Genomic DNA, 19531 nt, shown 5'->3' with positions numbered 1-19531 from the left:
TTAACTTATTTGCATTTTGTTCCACTTCAAGAGGTTTCTGAATTTCATAATTCAAGGTTTTAGACCTACTGCCCGTACCTCCACTAACCTTTTTTTGACAGCAAAATAACAACATTCAAACTTGGACAGCGGCATAAAGCCGCTGTGCTTTTTATACGCCTTACCAAGCATGAATATTGAAAAGTCTAAGCAACAAAAAAAGGTAACAGCGAAGGCACTATGGGAAGTAAATCTAAAACGGAAACTATGAAATCATATCAAATCCTCAAAAATGAATCGGAACAAAAGTTAAAAAACAAAAAAGAGAAAAACGCTCTGGATATAATAAGTAAATCGATTTTAAAGACTGACCGATAATCGGGTAGGTTATAGTATTAATTCTAAATTTTTTCAATTATGAGTACCATTAGAAACAAAGTGCAATTAATAGGCAATGTGGGTAACGACCCTGAAATGACCGTTTTGGAAAGCGGTAAAAAAGTGATTCGTTTTTCATTGGCGACAAATGAGAACTACAAGAACGGTAAAGGCGAGAAGGTGCAAAACACCGACTGGCACAATATTGTTGCTTGGGGCAAAACTGCCGAGATTATCGAAACTTATGCAAGCAAGGGCAAACAAATTGCCATTCATGGCAAACTGACTTCCCGCAGTTATGAAACCAAGGAAGGCGATAAACGCTACATCACAGAAATAGTAGTAAGTGAAGTTTTGTTATTGGGTTCTAATACTGAAAACCAAGGAGCCTAATCTGCTAACTTTTTGAAAATCAAAGAGGGCATCTCTCGGAAAAGTTCTGCCCTCTTTTTTATACCCATAATCCTAAAATTATAAGTAATGAAAGACAAAGTTAATGAAATATAAATAAGCTATAAGGAGCGGATAACCTCCCCATTTTGGCAAAAGATAAATTCTTCAAAAGATGCAGCAGATCTTCTTTTTCAGCATTGGGATAAAAATACAATCTGGCTGCACGAATCCTTTAAAGTTGTCTTACTGAACAACAGTAACAAAGTAAAAGGCATCTACCAACTTTCAAAAGGTGGCATAACAGGAACTTTGGTAGATATCCGTATTCTTTTTGCGGTCATATTAAAGTCTCTTTCCGTTGCAGTTATTCTAACGCATAACCACCCAAGCGGAACATTGAAAGCTAGCGAAGCAGATAAGAAACTTACTAATAAAATTAAAAAGGCTGCCGAACTTTTTGACATAAAGGTTTTGGACCATATTCTAATTATGCCCAATGGGGACTACTACAGTTTTGCCGACGAGGGTATTATATAACTTTTATTAAGCATATCATGGTAAAGCTAAACTTTAATAATCTCGATGTTGAAACACAAGAAAAATTATTGACAACCTCTAAAGCTGAAATTGAAAAACGATTTGGTAAAGATTTGAAAACCTATGCTTTAGAAAATGGATTGAATTTCGACGAACTTTTAAACGAAGAAGCCATCCGAAATTTATACAACTATCAATTCATGTTCAGGCTTTAAATATTAGATTTTATTGGACAAGGCGACTTTTAAAAGTTGCCTTGTCTTTTTTATGTATTGCCAGAACTTTAAAACTTTAGCTATCAAATCCATAAAAATGAGGCTTCTAAACTCTTAAAAAAGATTGATTTATATCGATTGGTAACAAGAGCCTTTACCTTGAAGGGAAAGGTATTTATTTTTCCCCTGCGGGGGAAAAAGGAATAGCAAGAGGGTAACACGCTTACGCGGTGTTACGTTTATTATGTATTTGATAATCAATAAGTTATTAAATCCATGTTGTATTGAAGAATGTCATTTTGCGTCAAATGCCCCCGAAACCCGCGTAAAATGGCAAAAATTTGCGGCAAATTCGTTTTTGGGTTCATTTTATAAGTACGTTTCAGTCAAGTATTGGGTAGTAAAACCCGGGTTGGCCTATTGCGTGTTTAATGTCAGGTTGATTAAATTATCGTGCGCCAAGGCATCTGCGCCCTATTTCGATTTTATTTAACGCTTATCTGCCGGAACGCTATAAAATCGAAACAGGATCCACGCGCAAGGAAGTTATGGTAAGATTTGGGACTGGTTAAATAGCGGCCCTAAAGTGTGAAAAAATATTTTAGAATAGGGGGTATGAAGCGCAAGGTTGCCAAAAAGTACGCTAGGGATTATTTTGGGTATTTGTAGCGTATATATAAACGACCCTCTTCGGGGACATTGCCCTATTGGAGCGCGACACCATCATAGAAGGGGCCATGGCCGGGCTAAATTGCGCCCGTAGGCGCGGCAGCTTTCAGCGGCCACTTCGTGTCACCACGACACAACACCGCCGTCCCGAAGCGGGAAAGGGACTAACCGCAATCCCGACACCTCGGGACCAATGGCGTTTTTATTTGCTTTCAGCGTTCTGGGTGAATCTTAGCGATTTGGCGACGTCCATACAGTCTTTTGAATCTTATATGTACTTTCGGTGCACAACAATTCAAAACCCGGAACGTCATTGCGTTTAGCAGGTCGTTGTGCGACATTTAAACCAACAAACAGCAAAGAATAACCTAAAAATAATGTACTTAGTAAAAAGTCCTAAAAATTCAAAATTAACTTTAGACTGGATTTTATAAATAAACACAAATGAGCAAACTGAAATATTTACTTGTACTGTCTTTATCCATTATAACAGTTTTCATTAGCTGTGAAAAAGACGAAGAAAATGACAAAATTGATCCGTCTGACAGCTTAGAACAACATGGTATTCTCGGGAAATGGAGGCTCCAAGCATTGACAATAAGCGGAATTACTGATATGTCAATTCGTTTTGATACCCTCGAATTTACGGGAGATAGTGAATTAGATGATTTAAAAGGAGAATTTACAAGAACACATGTCGGAAATGATATCAACGGCATATTTGAACTTGACACTGTAAATAGTATAATTCATTTTGATATTAATAATACTCAAAAGTCATTTTTAGGTGCTGTTTCTGATAACAGTTGACCTTTACGTATTATGAAGATAGTGTAGAAATTATTGAAGATTGGACAAAAGAAGAATAAAAACGATCGATCAACATCACCTATATACAAGCAGAGGCATCGTGCTTCGTAGGACAGAAAAGTGGTAAATTTAAATTTCAGTTCTTAGTGGGAAGTTCAGTGGTAAAAAGCACTGCCTGCGCATAGTTGAGAACCGTTGGGGCGGTTTTGAAATAACAAACTCAAGAATCTAATGAACGTAAAATACCTTTATGCACTATTAAAAAATCTTAGTTCAAAGACATTTGAAAAAGGAGAGTTTGTAATAAATGAAGGAGATAAAATAAACAATGTTTTTTACATCAGAAAAGGTTTGGTTCGTAGCTATTTGATAAATGACAAAGGCGAGGAAATTACTTTTCAGTTATTTGCCGAAAAGCAACTATTTGGAAATGTTCATACCATTTTATTTAATGAACCTTCAAAGTTTACTTTTGAAGCTCTAGAGAAAACGAAAGCGTATTTTACAGATGTAAAAACATTTCAGGATTTAAGTAATTCCAATTCTGGCTTTTTAAAAATTGACAATGGAATTTTTGGTCGACAAATTTTAAAACAAGCTTTTCAAAGAATAGATTCCTTTGTATTTCTTTCCCCAGAAAAGAGATACCTACAGTATCTAAAAGATTACCCTAATATAATAAACCGAGTGCCTGACAAGTATATTGCCAATGTGTTAGGCATTACACCTGTTTCTTTGAGCAGAATAAGAAAACGGATTTCAAAGAAAAAATAGCCTCCATCTCATTTATTATCCTTTGTTAATGAGTATATCCTCCTTTGGGGAATAACTTCGCACCAATATTTAAAATAATTTCACTGTGAAAGTAACAGCAGTCTTATTTATGCTTCTTTTTGGAGCTATTTCTTTGAATGCGCAGTCCATCGAAGGCTTGTGGAACACGGGTAAAGAAAACACTATCATTAACATTAAAAAAGTGAATAGTAATTATGAAGGAACCATACATTATTCCGATAATTCCAATGCACAAAAAGGCAAAGTTCTGGCAAAAGACATTGTTAAGAGTGGCAACACCTACAAAGGGAAATTATTTGTAATAGACAAAGGGGAATGGTACAATGCCGAGTTTAAACCTAAAAATGAAAAGCTTGCTATCATCGTATCCAGCGGCTTTGGAAAAAAGGAGATTGAATGAAACAAAGCTAGTGATTTGCCTGATTCACAGGAAATGAAATTGAGTGAGGAAAATACTTTTAGTGATGAAGAGATTATAGAGGCTGAAGAAAATCTGAACTTAGAAGAGGTCGCTCAAATTTTTGGGGAATCATCAGATCTTGAAGATTTTGAAAAACGGCTCAATGATCCTGAAAGTAAGATTTCAAACTTTGACCTCAATGGAGATGGTGAAGTAGATTACTTAAAGGTTGTGGAAAAAGTAGAAGGGGATACACGCACGGTTTATGTTCAAGCCACAGTTACTGAAAACAAGAATAAAACGGTTGCTTCTATTGTTGTGGTAAAAGATAGTAATAATGAAGTTAATGTGAAGGTGGTTGGGGATGAGGCACTTTACGGTAGTAATTACATAATCATACCAGCTTACATGAGAGTGCCGACTGTTGTGATCTGGTTTTGGGGTCCTAGATATAGCGTTTGGGTATCTCCTTACAGGCTTGGATACTACCCGTCATACTTCCGTCCTCGGGCGGTGTTTATTAGACCAAGGCCCGCAGTTGGTAAAACAACCGTTATACGAACTAGTCCCAGACCCGTTAGAAAAAGGACAGTGATAATTAGGAATTGATCAAAGTATCACATTGGCCAAAGCTTCGATTAATCAATATTTGAAGTTTTATCATGAGCAACGCTTCCATCAAAGCTTAACTTGCCGGACCCCAAAAGAGATGTTTGGTATTATGGAAATTGTGCTTTGAATTTACGTTGCCACATCACCAAATCGCTTTTTTAACTTACAACCGGAGCTATTCCAATTGCGAATAAAGAACTGCGCGGCTTCATTTATTATCTTTTGTTAACGAGCTTAACCTCTTTTGCGGAATAATTTTGAATATATTGAAAATAATTTCACCATGAAAGTAACAGCAGTATTATTTATGCTTCTTTTTGGAGCAATTTCTATGAACGCTCAGTCCTCATTGAATGGGATTTGGAATACCGGGCAAGCCAACGCAAAAATTGAAATCAAATCGGAAAATGGAATTTATAATGGTGAAATAATTTCATCTGATAATTCAAATGTAAAAAAAGGAACCCTTGTTCTAAAGGAAGTCAAATCAGTAAGCGATAAATGGGAGGGGAAATTGTATAGCCTTAAAAAGAAAAAATGGTTTGATGCTGTATTAGAATTAAAAGGAAGTAAGCTAATGGTCACCGTTAAATCTGGATGGCAAAGTAAAACTGTGGAGTGGACAAAATCGTGATTTTTTTAAGCAAGTAAACCAAAAACATCCGTATGCTGCTAGTCCAAAACGTCACTAAATTTTTGCCTTTAATTGCACTTCTTCTATCTAGGTTCAATCTTCTTGCGCAGGATTTTGATGTCATCAAAATACAATCTGCCTATTATCCCAAACAGCATTTGGAAGAGTCTAATGTTGATGGGGAGATTGGGTTTTTTGAATGGGGCGCACAAGTAGCTTTACCGCAGACTTTTAGAAAACATAAAAAAACTATCCTTATCCACAAAATTGGATACGCCAACTTGACTGCAAATACAGAGGTTTCTCTACCGCTGGTCAACGTAGAATCCACTCGATACTACCACACTGTTATCTATAACTTAGGGCTTGTTCAAACCTTGAACACTAACTGGCTACTTGTTGCCAATTTTATTCCAACCCTGGCTTCTGATTTTGAAGAAAAATTGAGTGGAAACGACTTGCTGTTTCAAGCAAACGCACTGGCGGTTAATACAAAAAATGAAAAATTAAAGTATGGCTTTGGACTGGCTTATACCACTCGATTGGGTCGACAGTTAGTGATTCCAATGGGTTTGTTGAAGTATAAAACACAAAAGTTTGAATTGGATATGGTTTTACCCTATAAGCTATCGGCAATGGTTAAAACGAATAAGAATATATTTTCTTACGGTTTGAGGGCTGGTTTAAATGGTGGGGTATTTAATAGCTCAAGCGAATTTCAAACTGTAAGCAATACGGTTGACGAAGTGGGTTACAGCCGAGTTAACTTAGGTCCAGCTATTAAAATACGGTTAAGGGATGCCATAAATATTAATATAGAAGGCGGAATGACTGTAAATAGGAGATTGGAATTCATTGACAGTAGTAATGAAATCATCGATAGAACTCCGCAAGCCTCTCCATTTTTAAGTTTTGGAATCTCTTTCGCCCCTAAGATCAATAATTCCAATTCAAATTTCAGCTTCTAAACTCCAGCAATCTACAGTATGAAAATGCCAAAATTAAATATTTCAATTTTATACTTTAATTTGCTTTTTGTGCTATTGTTGGTATGCGAAGCCAATGCGCAGCAAACCATTGATATTGCTATTGTCTCGGATGCTGCTCAAGCGGACAATCACATATTTGAACAGGCAATAAAAGCAGAGATAAGTGCCTTGCTCTCTTCTCAATATAATGTCAAATACTCTGAATTTTACACGAGTGGAAATATTGAGATAATCAACAGTGAAATAGCAACTATTTATGCCAAAAAACAAGTGGACGTTTTGGTGGCAGTAGGTGTTTTATCAAGCAAAACCATTTCCAATCAAAAAGGATATCCAATACCAAGCATTGCTTCCATTCAACTGCTAAACGAGGATAGCACAAATCTTATTGCGCCCAATATAAGTAGCGGTATTTCTAATTACACCTATATTCAATCGCCATTCAATATAAAGGAAGGAATTAATGCATTAGCACAAATTTGTGGTGCTAAGAAATTGGCAATATTGACTCCTCCAAATTTTTCGGCCTTTGGATTGAGCAAAGATGACATCCTCTCTGATACAAATATGGAAATAGAATGGATAAGTTTTGAATCTGAATTAAGAAGTACCGTAGGCAAAATCCCAAAAGATGTGGGCGGAGTATATATCTTGTCCCCTTTGACTACCTATTCTTCGGAAGAAATAAAGGTGTTTTTTGATCAATTAATAGAACGAAAGTTAACGTCCTTTTCTTTGCTGGATGTTCCTATGCTGCAACAAGGAGCTTATGCGGCTTTTGCCGTGAGTGACAACCTCAGTAAGATACCTCGTAGAATTGCTATCAATATTGAGAAAATAGCAGAAGGCAAGAATCTTAAAGACTTACCAGTCGATATGGAAACTTTCAGCAATCAATTGGTTGTCAATATGGAGACGGTCAATAGGATAGGAAAATATCCAAGTTGGAGTCTTTTGGACAATGCACTGTTGATGAATATCAACAAACCAAATTCGGAGCGTGTACTCAATCTGAAAGCCGCTATTGCAGAAGGCATTGAAAACAACTTGGGTTACCAAATCGAAGCCAAACAAACCCAAATAAGTGCTAAAGATGTGAGCTTGGCAAGGAGCAATTATTTGCCCCAACTGGGTGTGCAATCAACGGGATACTTCTTAGATGAAAATTCTGTAAATAGCTCGTTCGGTAGGTTGGGTACTTTTAACTGGACTGCAGGGGCTTCTTTTTCGCAATTAATTTTGTCAGAACCCGCTATGGCTAATATTGCCATTCAAAAACTTTTATTCGAAAGCCAACAAAAAGCCCAAAAGCAATCAGAACTGGATGTTATTCTGGAGGTTGCGCAACGCTATTTTAATTATTTACAGGTGTTGGCTGTTGCCGATTTGTATAACAATAATATCAAGGCGGTCAATCATAATCTGACCATTGCTAAGGATAAAGAAAAAGTGGGCTATAGCGGATCAAGTGATGTGTATAGGTGGCAAACAGAATTAGACTTGGCTAAAACAGAGTTGTACTCCACCAATGCACAACTTAAATCAGCCGGATATCAATTAAATGAAAGTTTGAATCGACCTATTGGGGAAGTATTCACCATTGAGGCAGCGGAAAGTATCAATCAATTTATAGACGATCTGGACGAAATATTTTTAACCCTGATGCAAGACCAGTCAAGCTTCAATCAGTTTGCTGATTTTATGGTGCAAGAAGCCCAACAGAATCTACCCGAGTTACAACAAATTGAATTAGCTATTGCAGCACAAGAACGTTTATTAATATCCAACAAGCGTGCGTTTTATATGCCTACTATGGCTTTCGGAGCCGCCTACGACTATCCAATTGAGACAGTAAACCCAGGTGACCCGCTCCCCATTCCAGGAGTAGAGATAAACAATAATCCAACTTGGAATGCAGGCTTTAATGTTTCGATTCCACTTTTGGCAGGAGGCTCAAGAAAATTTCAGAAGGATAAGGCCAAGGTGAGTTTGTACCAACTACAATACCAACAGAAAGATGTGAACAATATGCTCGAAGTTCAAGTAAGAGCCAATATGGAAAAGGTGAACGCCTCATACAATACTATTCGACTCACAAAGAGTGCCGCAGCTTCAGCAGAAAATAATATCGAAATTGTTACCAATTTATATCAATCTGGGCAAGTAGATATCATTACTTTGGTAGATGCACAAAATTCATTCTTAGGAGCTCAGCTCAATGCGACCAATGCTGCTTATCAATTTATGATTGATTTTATTGCCCTACAGCGTTCCATTGGCAATTATACTTTTTTGGCAACGGATGAACAACGTGCAGAATTTATCCAACGCTATTTAGAATTCAAAATCAAGTAAATATGAAGTTACCTTTTATACTAATCTCGTTGATTCTCCTCGTTTCTTGCGGAGAAAAATCAGCCGAAACAGAAGAAATAATTCGCGCTATCAAATATGAAAAAGTTGAACTTTCTTCTGGAATAGAAAGCCATACCTTCTCAGGAGTGGCAATTGCTCAAAATGAAACCAACCTTAGTTTTAAGGTAGCGGGCACCTTGGCTTCCATCAATGTTAAATTGGGTGAGAAGGTTAGAAAAGGGCAGCTCATCGCCACGATAGATCCTTCGGATTATAAGATTCAGTCCAATCAGGCAGTCTCGCAAAACGAAGGAGCTGTTGCCAATGCGAAAGCTGCAGAAGCCCAACTCATCAGCGCAAAATCAACTTACGATAGAATTACAAAACTTTATGAAAACAATAGTGTGGCATTGAGTGAATACCAGCAAGTAAAAGCATCGATGGATGCTGCACAAGCACAATATGATGCCGCAAAATCACAAATCAATACAACAAACCAACAACTAAAAGCCGCAGGAAATCAAGTGGGTTATACCCGTTTGGTAGCGCCTATGGCCGGAGTTATTACAGCTGTTCAAGTAGAGGCAAATGAAATCGCAAATGCAGGTATGCTCATTGCCAAAGTGAGTTCGCTAGATCGTCCGGAAGTGGAAGTGAGTGTTCCTGAAGTTTTTATTAATAAACTCAAATTGGGTCAACAAGCTACGATCAAATTCCCCTCTTTTCCTGAGCTGGAATTTAAAGCAGCAGTAGAAGAAATAGCTTTCGCTTCTGAAAAATCAACTACTTATAAAGTTATTCTTAGGTTAATGAGTCCAGCAGATGAAATAAGACCGGGAATGGCAGCAGAAGTTGATTTTATATTGAATTCTTATCAAGGCACTTCAAAGAATGAAATCATTGCTCCAATAAAAGCAGTAGCAAGTGGCACCGATGGCAACTATGTATTCAAACTCATTCCAGAAGGTGAAAATAGGGTCTATATTGCAAAAAGGATTGCCATCGAATTAGGTGATATTTCAATGGGCGGATATATCATTAAGAAAGGACTTAGCGAGGGTGATCTTGTTGCCGTGGCTGGGCTTAGAGCCTTATATGATGGGAAAAAAGTGAAGCTCTTGGAAAACTAGTATTTATGAACTTAACAGGACTTTCACTCAAATACAATCGGATTACACTACTTGCCTTATTGGTGGTGGTAATAATGGGACTCTTGGAATACAGTAATTTGTCAAGAGATAGTATGCCACCTTTTACCGTTCGGGTAGCCACCATCATCACACAATTTCCTGGGGCAAGCCCAGAACGTGTTGAATCCCTCATAAGTGACAAAGTAGAAAAGTCTTTACAAGAAATCCCTGAGGTAAAGACAATATCCAGCACTAGTAGAACAGGTGTTTCGATTGTAAAAATGAGTATCTGGGAAGATGTTCCTGAGAGTAAGCTACAGTCTATTTGGGATTTGGCAAGAAGAAAAATCGACAACATAAAAAAAGACCTGCCCGAGGGCATTTATGGCCCCAAACTCGATGACGAAAACATAGGTGTGGTGTATGGCATTTTTGTTGGTTTAGAATCGGATGGATTTGAATATAATGAGCTTAAAACTTATGCGGATAAGCTTAGAGATGACCTCATAGCCCTTGATGACGCGGCCAAAGTCATCATTGGAGGCGAGGTGGAAGAGCGGGTTTATATTGAGTATAATGATGCAAAACTGGCTCAAGTAGGACTCACAGCAGGCCAACTAAAAAACATTATTTCAGAAAGTAATATCATCATCCCATCTGGGCAAATCAATCTTGGGGATGAACGCATCATTTTGGAATCATCTGGAAACTTTCAATCCATCGAATCCATTAAAAATTTAGTCATACCCATCGGATTCCAGGGAGAAACGGCACTATTGGGAGATCTGGCCAATATCAATAAAGACTATGTCTCTCCAAAGGAATCTATTGTCAGAATAAATGGTAATCAGTCCTTAGCATTATACGTCACTGTAAAGGAAGGAGCCAATTTGATCGAGTTGGGAAAAGATGTCGACGATGTTATTAAGAATTACAACGAGACCAAACTGCCCCTTGGAATCACTGCACTGCGCATAGCCTCTCAGGATATAGAAGTTCAGAAAAAAATCAAAGTTTTCATAGGTAATTTGGTTCAAAGTATCGTTATCGTTCTTTTGGTTATATTACTTGTACTGGGATGGAGAGCGGGTGTTATCATTGCCAGTTTAGTTCCAGGTACCATGATTCTAACTTTCTTATTGATGGGATTGTTTGACGTAGGACTTAATCAAGTAACACTCGCTTCCCTCATTATGGCGCTGGGGTTATTGGTGGACAATGGCATCGTAATGGTGGAGGGTTTGCTGGAAAAGCTGCAAGAAGGACAATCAAAATTTGAGGCAGCCGTAAATTCAGCCAAAGAATTTATGACACCACTTCTCATTTCATCCTTAACCACCTGTGCAGCCTTTCTATCTTTCTATTTAGCCGATGGTCCAATGGGTGATATGATGGGAAATATATTCTTGGTGATCACTATGGCATTGCTTTCTTCTTGGTTGATGGCGTTTACCATAATCCCTCTTTTTGGGATTGCGCTATTGAAAGTCCACAAGTCTGCAGAGCCGCATAAAACCATTTTTGACCATATAAAGGTGCCTTATAACAAGTATTTAGATTGGGCATTAAAAAAGCCTGTACTTACTCTTTTAGCTATCGTAGCGCTATTTTTCATTTCAATTGTTGGATTTAGATTCATTCCAAGCATTTTTATGCCACCAAGCGATCGAAATTTGGTCGTGGTAGATATCCACTATCCATTAGGTACAAAAATTGAAACAACTGATTCTAAAGTTGGACTTCTTGAAAATTTTATAAAGGACAGTTTGCTGATTAATGAAAAATTAGATGAAGGAATCATCAATTGGTCATCCTATATTGGCAAAGGTCCTGAGGCTTATGATTTGGGTTATTTTGCGGGAGAGCCCAACTCATCTTATGCCCATATGTTAATCAATACCACATCAGATTTTGCCAATGATATAGTCATAAATAAACTAAGAGATTTTGCTGATACTAATTTGCTTGATGCCGAAATAAAAATAAGCCGATTGGTGGGGTCTGGTGGTGCTGAAGCACCCATTGAAATTAGAATAACTGGAGATGACCCGGATGAATTATTCAAAATTGCAGATAGAGTCAAAACCAAGCTCTTCAAAACACCAGGAGCCATCAATATCACGGATGACTGGGGCTCTCGTATCAAAAAGCTATATGTGAAAATAGATGAGCATAAATTATCAAGGTCTGGGCTTACCAATCAAGATGTGGCAATTTCATTACTTACTTCTTTAGATGGTTTTGAAGTAGGTGAGTTTCGGGATGAAGACCAAAGCATCCCTATTGCCATGAAGCGTGAAGGAAGTGAAAACCTGGCTTATTCTAATATTAAGAACCTGAATGTTTTTTCGCAGTCCAGAGGGACAAGTATCCCATTGTCGCAAGTAGCAGAAATTGAAATCCCGTGGCAATATTCCAAAATATTAAGGCGCAAGCTCAAACGGAATTTGATTGTTCAAGCAAGTGTGGCAGACGGATATTTGGCCAGTGATATAATGGATAAGGCCATCCGCCCTATGATGAACGAAGAATCAAAAACTTGGAAAGCTGGATACACTTTTGAATATGGAGGCGATGCCGAAGGAAGTAATGACGCAATGGGGGCAGTGCTACTTAATTTACCGCTTTCATTCTTTATCATCATTCTCTTGTTGGTCATTCAGTTTAATTCCATTCGGAAAGCAGGCATCATTCTAATGACTATTCCGCTTTCATTAATAGGTGTTACGGCAGGACTTTTGGGAGCAGGTTCCTTTTTTAGTTTCACTGCCTTTTTGGGTATAATTTCTTTGGCTGGTATAATCATCAATGACGCTATTGTGCTGATTGACAAAATGGGGTCTGAGTTGAACGAGGGAAAAGGGCTCTTGGAAAGCATCAAAAAAGCAACGAACGATCGTTTCAGTCCTATTATGCTTACTACACTTACCACATCTTGTGGTATGATACCACTCTGCACAGGTGGCGGTGCACTTTGGTCGCCAATGGCCATTACCATTATTTTCGGACTCCTTTTTGGAACAATTATCTTACTAATTTTTGTCCCCATAATTTTCAAATTATTGTTCAGATATAAGCAAGAGAAAATTGCATAGTTGATAAAAAGTTTGTCCCATAAGTGGGGGGCATATTTTAGAAGAAAAATGGAATGAAAGCAAGGTTAAAATTAAAAACAGAAGTATCTGTTGGTGCCACAACATTGTTCAGCTGGATTGCTATTGGAACTGTGGTATTTCACAGGTTGGAATCGTGGAATTGGATTCAGTCGTTCTATTTTTCGGTAGTAACATCGCTTATTTAGACTTCAATATTATCTAATACTTAATTGTTAACACAATAGCAATTTCCATATCGCATCTCTCTACAACTTTGATTTGCACTACATCTTGAGGAATCACATCCATTTGGAACTCCACTACAATTTGTTAAGAATCCCTTTTCTTCTAAATCTCTAAGCAAATTCTTTTCAACATCAATAATAATATCTTTTGTGATATTATATTTAGACATCAACTGATTAATACTTTCATCGTAATTCATAATTTTAAATTTATAGTTTATTTGGACTTTATTTAAGGAAGATTAGCTAGCTAAGATAAAAAGCAAGTGATTCATCCTTGATGTTATTTAGTGATGATTAAGCAACTTAATTGAAGCCATTAACCGATCACTAAATTGTACAATCCCATAGGTTTGTCCTTGTCCTTTGATTATATAATGACTTACTTATCCTGCTCGCTCGCCAACTATTACCTTTTTTGGAGGAACCCTCATCGGTTATTTGGTGCCCTTTTTATATGTGTTGATTTTGTCTAATACTATATCTGGAATATTATCCTGTTCATACTCGATAATATCTGCTATTTGTATTGTCATAGTATTACCAAGTAATGTTTCTGAAATATTTTTTTCTGTATTCCATTCAATAAATAAGTTAACTGATTTATCCTTCATTTCTATGTTTGGCACAATAAAAAAGGATCCTACCTTTTTTTCTTTAGAATAAGTATTTGCTATAGATGCAATTTTTTCTATCCAATAATCTACTAGGTTTTGTGAATAGTCTTTAATATTAGGGGGAGCTATTATTATACCATTTGAAATATCCCTATTTTTATCCATCGTTTATTTGAACTTTGGAAACGTTCAATGTTTCTGATTTTTCACTTGTTACATGATGCCAAGACTACAATCCAATTTGCCCATACTCATAGTTATTTGAAAAGTTTCGATAGCGAAGAATTCCATTTTCCCGTTGATAGATTAATTCCTCTAGCAGTTCACCGCTATTTGCGGCTTGAATTCTCACAACATTTTTTAGTTCAACACCATTATAAATAAAAGTCGGTAAAATTTCTAATGAGTTTCCTACCAGTTCTATCTCTGAAAAGGGCTCAAAGAATTTATACTCTCCATTTACCTGTCTTAGTTGAAATTCTGAAGATCTCCCTTCATTGAAATACAGGAACAGTTGCATTTGAAAATCTTTTTTGAACAAATTCAAAAAAGAGCCATTTCCTAAACTTGTCCAGTAATTTTCATATTCTGTCGGACTACATAATCTAAATGGTTCGGAATCATTGGTATACCCATCGAAACCAATTGTAACTTCAAATCCGACCGTATCAATTTCGGAGGCCATTGAAAAACTTATGGGGTCAATTTTAAGATTACTTTCGAATGAATCAAAAAGTTCCCGATTGTTATCATCGTCACATAAATCACTATCGCATGCGTTCAATGATAAAAGCACAATGACAATGAAAAATATGAATTTTGGCATATTATATTGAAAAGTAGTATTATCCTTTATTTGAACTTTTAAATTAAAATTGAATCACCGAAATAGCGTAATTAATCTTAGTCACTTAAGACTGTTATTATATAACTCAAATTAAGTTTAAAATTACTTATTTAAAATCTTTATGCTATCCCTATTACTAAACAACAATTACGCCTCTTTAAATCTCATATATCTGGATTAATTTCAACTCCTTCTTGAGGTAGTTCCACATCATCGGCATCCTTATAGAAATGTTGAAACTTATCAATGTATTCATTAAAAATCAATGTTTCTTTCTCAGCAACTTCCTTCGAATCGTTAGTAATCACAATATCGATATTACGTCTGTAGGCTTCCATATCTGCAATTATATCATTGATGTGGCTGTACTGTTCATCCAAACTTGTTGATGCATAATATTCCAAGCGTTCTTGATAAATTTTCTTCAAAGTTTCGAAAATTTCTTGGGCCCTATGCGCCTCACCTACTTTGTAATAACCATCTACAAAGGGTTCTACCAATGTATAATATCCAAAGTTATCAACGGGCATGTTCTTAACTGAAATTTCTATAATATCCTTTGCCCTTTCCGTTTTATTCTCTTGGATCAAGGCTTCCATCAAACGCGCCAAGTTGCTCCTAAAAGATACACTTTGAATACGTGTTTGTGTGTCCAAGTAAACATCTGGGTCTCCAGAATTTCCCCATTCCCATTTGGTGACGATATCGTACATCAAGTCCGTGTCGATACGCCCAAGTTGAAAGGAATTTGGCCGTTCCGTTACTATGGGGACCAGCTTGTAGGCCATGCCATCCAATTGCAGATAGTCTTTCATCCAAAGGTATTCAGCATCATCAAAACTGCCTCCTGAAAAATATAAGGGGCGTTCCCATTCGTTATTGGCCAAGATATCAAGCATCATCATGCTTCTTTTAGTAATAGCGTTAGGTAAGTCTATATCAATATAATTAACGATTAAGTCCTTATCTTTTTGCTTTACAAGGCCATTCTCCAACACGTTTCGTTTGTTTACTGGTACCCTTATTTTATTGGTAGGATAGTAAACAGTATTGAGCATTTCCTCAGAATATTGGCTTAGGTCTGAACCATTTTGTTTAAAAAGATATTTAAATTTAGTTCTTGGGTGATCGCTATCTAACCAATTGATAAAATCCTTTATAGGCCACCTTTTTTCTGTTATTCCTTGATGGTACAAAACATCACGTGTTCCTAATTTATATTTATCATGTGCCAGTTGTGAAGGTATAGGGTCGCTCTCATACGCTTTTCTCTTCATTTGGTCTACATACCAGTCCGTCTCAAAATAGGAGGTAACCAATACCCTTACATCCGTTCTATAACCTTCAATTTCCTGTGCGTTCCATAACGGGAACGTATCATTATCTCCAATGGTAAAAAGGATGGCCCCTACATTTTCCTGAATTGAATCTAAATAAGCTTTCGCTGTTGAATTGGCCGTAAAACGATTGGAGCGGTCATGGTCATCCCAATTTTGAAAGGCCATTACACAGGGTACGGCTAAAATTGTAATAAAGGTTATGGCTGGCGCAAGAACTTTAGGAGTTATTAAATCTTTGAAACTATCAAAAAGTCCATAGACCCCAAGGCCTATCCATATAGCAAAAATATAAAAGGAGCCTACTAGCGAATAGTCCCGTTCCCTAGGTTGGAATATAGCCGGATTGGTGTAAAATTGAATCGCCAAACCTGTAAACAAGAAAAAGACCAATAATACCCAAAATTGTTTTCTGTTTTTTGAAATTTGAAACACAATTCCAATGAATCCCAAAAGAAGGGGCAAGAAGAAATAGGTATTTCTACCTAGGTTATTTATAATGTCACTTGGCAGATTGTATTGACTTCCCAGGCGCCAACTATCGATAAAGTTGATGCCACTTAGCCAGTTGCCATTATCATTATACCTCCCTTGTACATCATTTTGTTTCCCGACAAAATTCCACATGAAATAGCGCAAATACATATAGTTGAACTGAAACTCGAACATGTATTTTACATTGTCCCAGACGGTAGGAGCTTCTACTTCAATAACGTCATTGTTCCTTTTTAAGAAACTGATATACTGGTCGGCATCGATTTCTCCATTCTCATATCCTGCTTTCAATTTGCCCACTTTTTCTGAAAGCTCTTTACTGGGGCGGGTAATCCTAAAATTAAGCGCTCCAAAATAGCGCATATAGTTTTCGGCATTCTGGGGACTCCACATTCGCGGCAATAATCCTTGGTGTTTAGAATTAGGTCCTTGTAATGAACCTTTATAACTGTTCACTATTATATATTTGCCCAAGGTGTAATCCTTTTCATAGTGAGGTTTACCATCTCTATTTTCACCTGGTGAAGCGAACATGTCCGAATAATAAATTCCGTAAAAGGGACTGTCAACACCTCCATACTGTTCCCTGTTGTAATAGGATAATAAGGACATAGCATCCGATGGATTGTTCTCATTAATAATAACATTTGCATTTGCGCGAATGGGCAACATGAGCCAAGAGGAAAACCCTAGGAAAAGAAACATCAGACACAATATCATCGTGTTCAAACTTCGATAGTTGTTTCTCCTCGTATATCTTAACCCTAAAAAGAAACTAATAGAAAAACAGAATCCGATAATGATATAACCAGAATGAAATGGCATTCCGATACTATTGATAAAAAAAAGCTCTCCCCAGCCAAAAAATTTGAGGACATATGTAAGTGAATACTTATAGACTAGCATTAAAATTGCAACCACTCCAATATTGGCCAAAATGAAATTTTTGACCGTTGTCCTTTTATAAGCTTTAAAATAGTAAAGTAATCCAATAGAGGGAATAGCTAAAAAGCCCATAAACTGTACCCCGAAGGTTAGTCCTACAATAAACGAAATCAGGACTATCCATTTATTGCTACGTGGATCGTCTAAGTTATTCGTCCATTTTAAACCTAGCCATAGTAACAAGGCCAAGATAAAACTCGCCAAGGCATAAACCTCTGTTTCCGTAGCGTTGAACCAAAAACTGTCGGTATAGGTGAATGCAAGTGAACCAACCAAACCACTACCAAATATGGCTATGGACTTACTATTGGTAATTGGGCCATCCTTTTCAACCAGTTTTCTAGTAATATTAGTAATGGTCCAGAACATGAACAAAATAGTGAAAGCACTGGAAATTCCGGATATTGAATTCACCGCTATCGCTACCTGATTTGGTTCAATGGCAAACATTGAAAAGAAGGCACCGATTATCTGTAATAAAGGAGCCCCTGGAGGGTGACCAATCTGTAATTTGGAAGCGGTAGCAATGATTTCACCGGTATCCCAAAAACTATTGGTGGGTTCAACGGTTATGAAATATGTAATTAAGGCATTGGCGAAAACCATCCACCCTAGTAGGTTGTTCCACTTCTTGTAGTTCTTTGAAAGCATGAGATTGGAATTATAGCCATTTACTGAATAAACCATAAGTCCTTCAGTAGAATTTCATGCAATTTAAAATTAAGCTCAGCTAGAATAGAAAGGAAAAGGGTACGATTTAAGTACTAGTACCGGGTACTAATTTCGATATTTTTGAAGAAGTTCCCGACGGTCTGAAACACGTAACTTACTGTAAATATTCGAAATATGGGATTTTACCGTACTAAGACTAATGAAAAGCTCATTGGCGATTTCCTTGTTACTTTTGCCTTCAAGTATTAAGTACCGTATGTTCCTTTCCTGTTTACTTAAATCATCTTCATTAAAAGAAGATTGGGATTCTTTACTTCTCACTTTTAAAATAAAAGCAAACAATCCAATGACCGCTAGAATCAAAAACACAATGATTATAATACTACTTTGATATTTACTTTCAGCCTTCTCAGTAATGAGGAAAGCAAGTTTATTTTCCAAAAAGAGATAATCCGACCGCTCTATATCGCTTTTTTTCAACTCGGAAAGGAGTTCGATATAATAATCTTTATTCTTTAAAATATCTTTTCCAAGTAAATCTTGGTTATCCAATTGCCTAATGCTGATTAGTTTCACCACCAATATCTGAAGGGAGTCCTTGGTATATGATTTTAAACTGGAGAAATAAGCATCGGAAAGACTATCTTCTTTTATAGATTCTGGTTTTTTCAATCTAGCCTCAAAAAACTTTAAACGCTGCCATTCTGTATCCGAATCATTTGTATTCGAGTATTCGGAAAAAGGGCTATCGGTTTTTTTAAAAACCAAAGTATCTTCTTTAGAAAACAAGAACAACTTATCCACTTGAAGTGTGTCGTTCAGAGCTTTTTCAAATCTATTTACATATACTCTATAAACAGCTTCCTTTTTATCAATAAGACTTCTTTTAAATTCGAAAAAACCCTCCTCATCAATTGTTGAACTAGTAATTTTAATTGCATTCTCATAATCTGGAATATCTTTCAATGAAATTTTTGCTAAGAAAACTTTTCTTTCAGTGAGATGGGTTTCTGCCGTATCGATATATCCTGAAATAGCGGTTTGACCTGAAAGTTGAAGTCCCAGAAGAATTATTAAAATAAATAAAAACTTTTTAATCATCCTAAACTTTAAATTACAAACATCAATAAAAATATAAAAATTACTTCAGTATCAGCTTAGATTTATAATCTGGTAAAACAATCCTTTATTTGAACTTGTAATGTCTCGAAAAAAATTAATTAACGAAAAGACTAAATAAGTCCAGAACCGGATCACCCAGGTCCAATATTCTCCGCTTTGAAAAAAATGTGCTATAAAACGGCGGTATTACGGCATTATGAACATTTTATTTCTCAGGCATAAATTTGAAGTACCTACTTTATTGATTCCATTAATGATGT

18 protein-coding genes are annotated in these 19531 nt (G+C 36.6%); 13 read left to right on the top strand and 5 right to left on the bottom strand.

The window, feature by feature from the left end; translation table 11 throughout:
• The first annotated feature begins 396 nt into the window (after positions 1-396).
• The 13 genes from ACPF9A_RS08875 to ACPF9A_RS08815 all read left to right on the top strand — a co-directional run bounded on the left by ACPF9A_RS08875 (position 397) and on the right by ACPF9A_RS08815 (position 13197).
• On the top strand, positions 397-750 hold the full coding sequence (locus ACPF9A_RS08875) for a single-stranded DNA-binding protein (RefSeq protein WP_424003633.1): 354 nt from the start codon (positions 397-399) through the stop codon (positions 748-750).
• Positions 751-864: 114 nt separating this feature from the next.
• A complete protein-coding gene (locus ACPF9A_RS08870) occupies positions 865-1287 on the top strand; it encodes a JAB domain-containing protein (RefSeq protein WP_424004445.1) in 423 nt (140 codons plus the stop codon).
• A gap of 17 nt (positions 1288-1304) precedes the next feature.
• Positions 1305-1502 carry a hypothetical protein gene (locus ACPF9A_RS08865; RefSeq protein WP_424003631.1) on the top strand — a complete coding sequence of 66 codons (198 nt, stop codon included), beginning with the start codon at positions 1305-1307 and terminating at the stop codon, positions 1500-1502.
• 1113 nt (positions 1503-2615) lie between these two features.
• Complete coding sequence (locus ACPF9A_RS08860; protein ID WP_424003629.1) at positions 2616-2981, top strand: hypothetical protein; 366 nt, start codon at positions 2616-2618, stop codon at positions 2979-2981.
• A 231-nt stretch (positions 2982-3212) separates the two neighbouring features.
• The gene (locus ACPF9A_RS08855; RefSeq protein WP_424003627.1) at positions 3213-3755 is read left to right on the top strand and encodes a Crp/Fnr family transcriptional regulator; all 543 of its coding nucleotides are present in this window, start codon (positions 3213-3215) and stop codon (positions 3753-3755) included.
• An 85-nt stretch (positions 3756-3840) separates the two neighbouring features.
• Complete coding sequence (locus ACPF9A_RS08850; protein WP_424003625.1) at positions 3841-4176, top strand: hypothetical protein; 336 nt, start codon at positions 3841-3843, stop codon at positions 4174-4176.
• 15 nt (positions 4177-4191) lie between these two features.
• Positions 4192-4785 (top strand): hypothetical protein, encoded by a 594-nt coding sequence (locus ACPF9A_RS08845; RefSeq protein WP_424003623.1) that lies wholly within the window; start codon positions 4192-4194, stop codon positions 4783-4785.
• A 286-nt stretch (positions 4786-5071) separates the two neighbouring features.
• Positions 5072-5422 carry a hypothetical protein gene (locus ACPF9A_RS08840; protein WP_424003621.1) on the top strand — a complete coding sequence of 117 codons (351 nt, stop codon included), beginning with the start codon at positions 5072-5074 and terminating at the stop codon, positions 5420-5422.
• A gap of 32 nt (positions 5423-5454) precedes the next feature.
• Complete coding sequence (locus ACPF9A_RS08835) at positions 5455-6390, top strand: DUF6268 family outer membrane beta-barrel protein (RefSeq protein ID WP_424003619.1); 936 nt, start codon at positions 5455-5457, stop codon at positions 6388-6390.
• Positions 6391-6414: 24 nt separating this feature from the next.
• Positions 6415-8766 carry a TolC family protein gene (locus ACPF9A_RS08830; RefSeq protein WP_424003617.1) on the top strand — a complete coding sequence of 784 codons (2352 nt, stop codon included), beginning with the start codon at positions 6415-6417 and terminating at the stop codon, positions 8764-8766.
• Between the two features lie 2 nt (positions 8767-8768).
• A complete protein-coding gene (locus tag ACPF9A_RS08825) occupies positions 8769-9896 on the top strand; it encodes an efflux RND transporter periplasmic adaptor subunit (protein ID WP_424003615.1) in 1128 nt (375 codons plus the stop codon).
• Positions 9897-9901: 5 nt separating this feature from the next.
• Entirely contained in the window at positions 9902-12991 is a 3090-nt protein-coding gene (locus tag ACPF9A_RS08820) for an efflux RND transporter permease subunit (RefSeq protein WP_424003613.1), read from the top strand.
• A 53-nt stretch (positions 12992-13044) separates the two neighbouring features.
• Positions 13045-13197, top strand: a complete 153-nt coding sequence (locus ACPF9A_RS08815; RefSeq protein WP_424003611.1) for a hypothetical protein — start codon at positions 13045-13047, stop codon at positions 13195-13197.
• Positions 13198-13217: 20 nt separating this feature from the next.
• Here the strand turns inward: ACPF9A_RS08815 and ACPF9A_RS08810 are convergent, their stop codons facing one another.
• From ACPF9A_RS08810 to ACPF9A_RS08790, 5 genes are all read right to left on the bottom strand, one after another.
• The gene (locus ACPF9A_RS08810) at positions 13218-13436 is read right to left on the bottom strand and encodes a hypothetical protein (RefSeq protein ID WP_424003610.1); all 219 of its coding nucleotides are present in this window, start codon (positions 13434-13436) and stop codon (positions 13218-13220) included.
• 237 nt (positions 13437-13673) lie between these two features.
• A complete protein-coding gene (locus ACPF9A_RS08805; RefSeq protein WP_424003608.1) occupies positions 13674-14018 on the bottom strand; it encodes a hypothetical protein in 345 nt (114 codons plus the stop codon).
• A 64-nt stretch (positions 14019-14082) separates the two neighbouring features.
• Complete coding sequence (locus ACPF9A_RS08800; RefSeq protein WP_424003606.1) at positions 14083-14679, bottom strand: hypothetical protein; 597 nt, start codon at positions 14677-14679, stop codon at positions 14083-14085.
• 185 nt (positions 14680-14864) lie between these two features.
• The gene (locus tag ACPF9A_RS08795) at positions 14865-18128 is read right to left on the bottom strand and encodes a DUF2723 domain-containing protein (protein WP_424003604.1); all 3264 of its coding nucleotides are present in this window, start codon (positions 18126-18128) and stop codon (positions 14865-14867) included.
• 126 nt (positions 18129-18254) lie between these two features.
• Positions 18255-19250, bottom strand: a complete 996-nt coding sequence (locus tag ACPF9A_RS08790; RefSeq protein WP_424003602.1) for a response regulator transcription factor — start codon at positions 19248-19250, stop codon at positions 18255-18257.
• Positions 19251-19531 lie beyond the last annotated feature (281 nt).

The organism is Maribacter sp. IgM3_T14_3 (genome assembly GCF_049603095.1).
Taxonomy (GTDB): domain Bacteria; phylum Bacteroidota; class Bacteroidia; order Flavobacteriales; family Flavobacteriaceae; genus Maribacter.
This window is presented reverse-complemented; position numbering and strand designations above follow the sequence as displayed.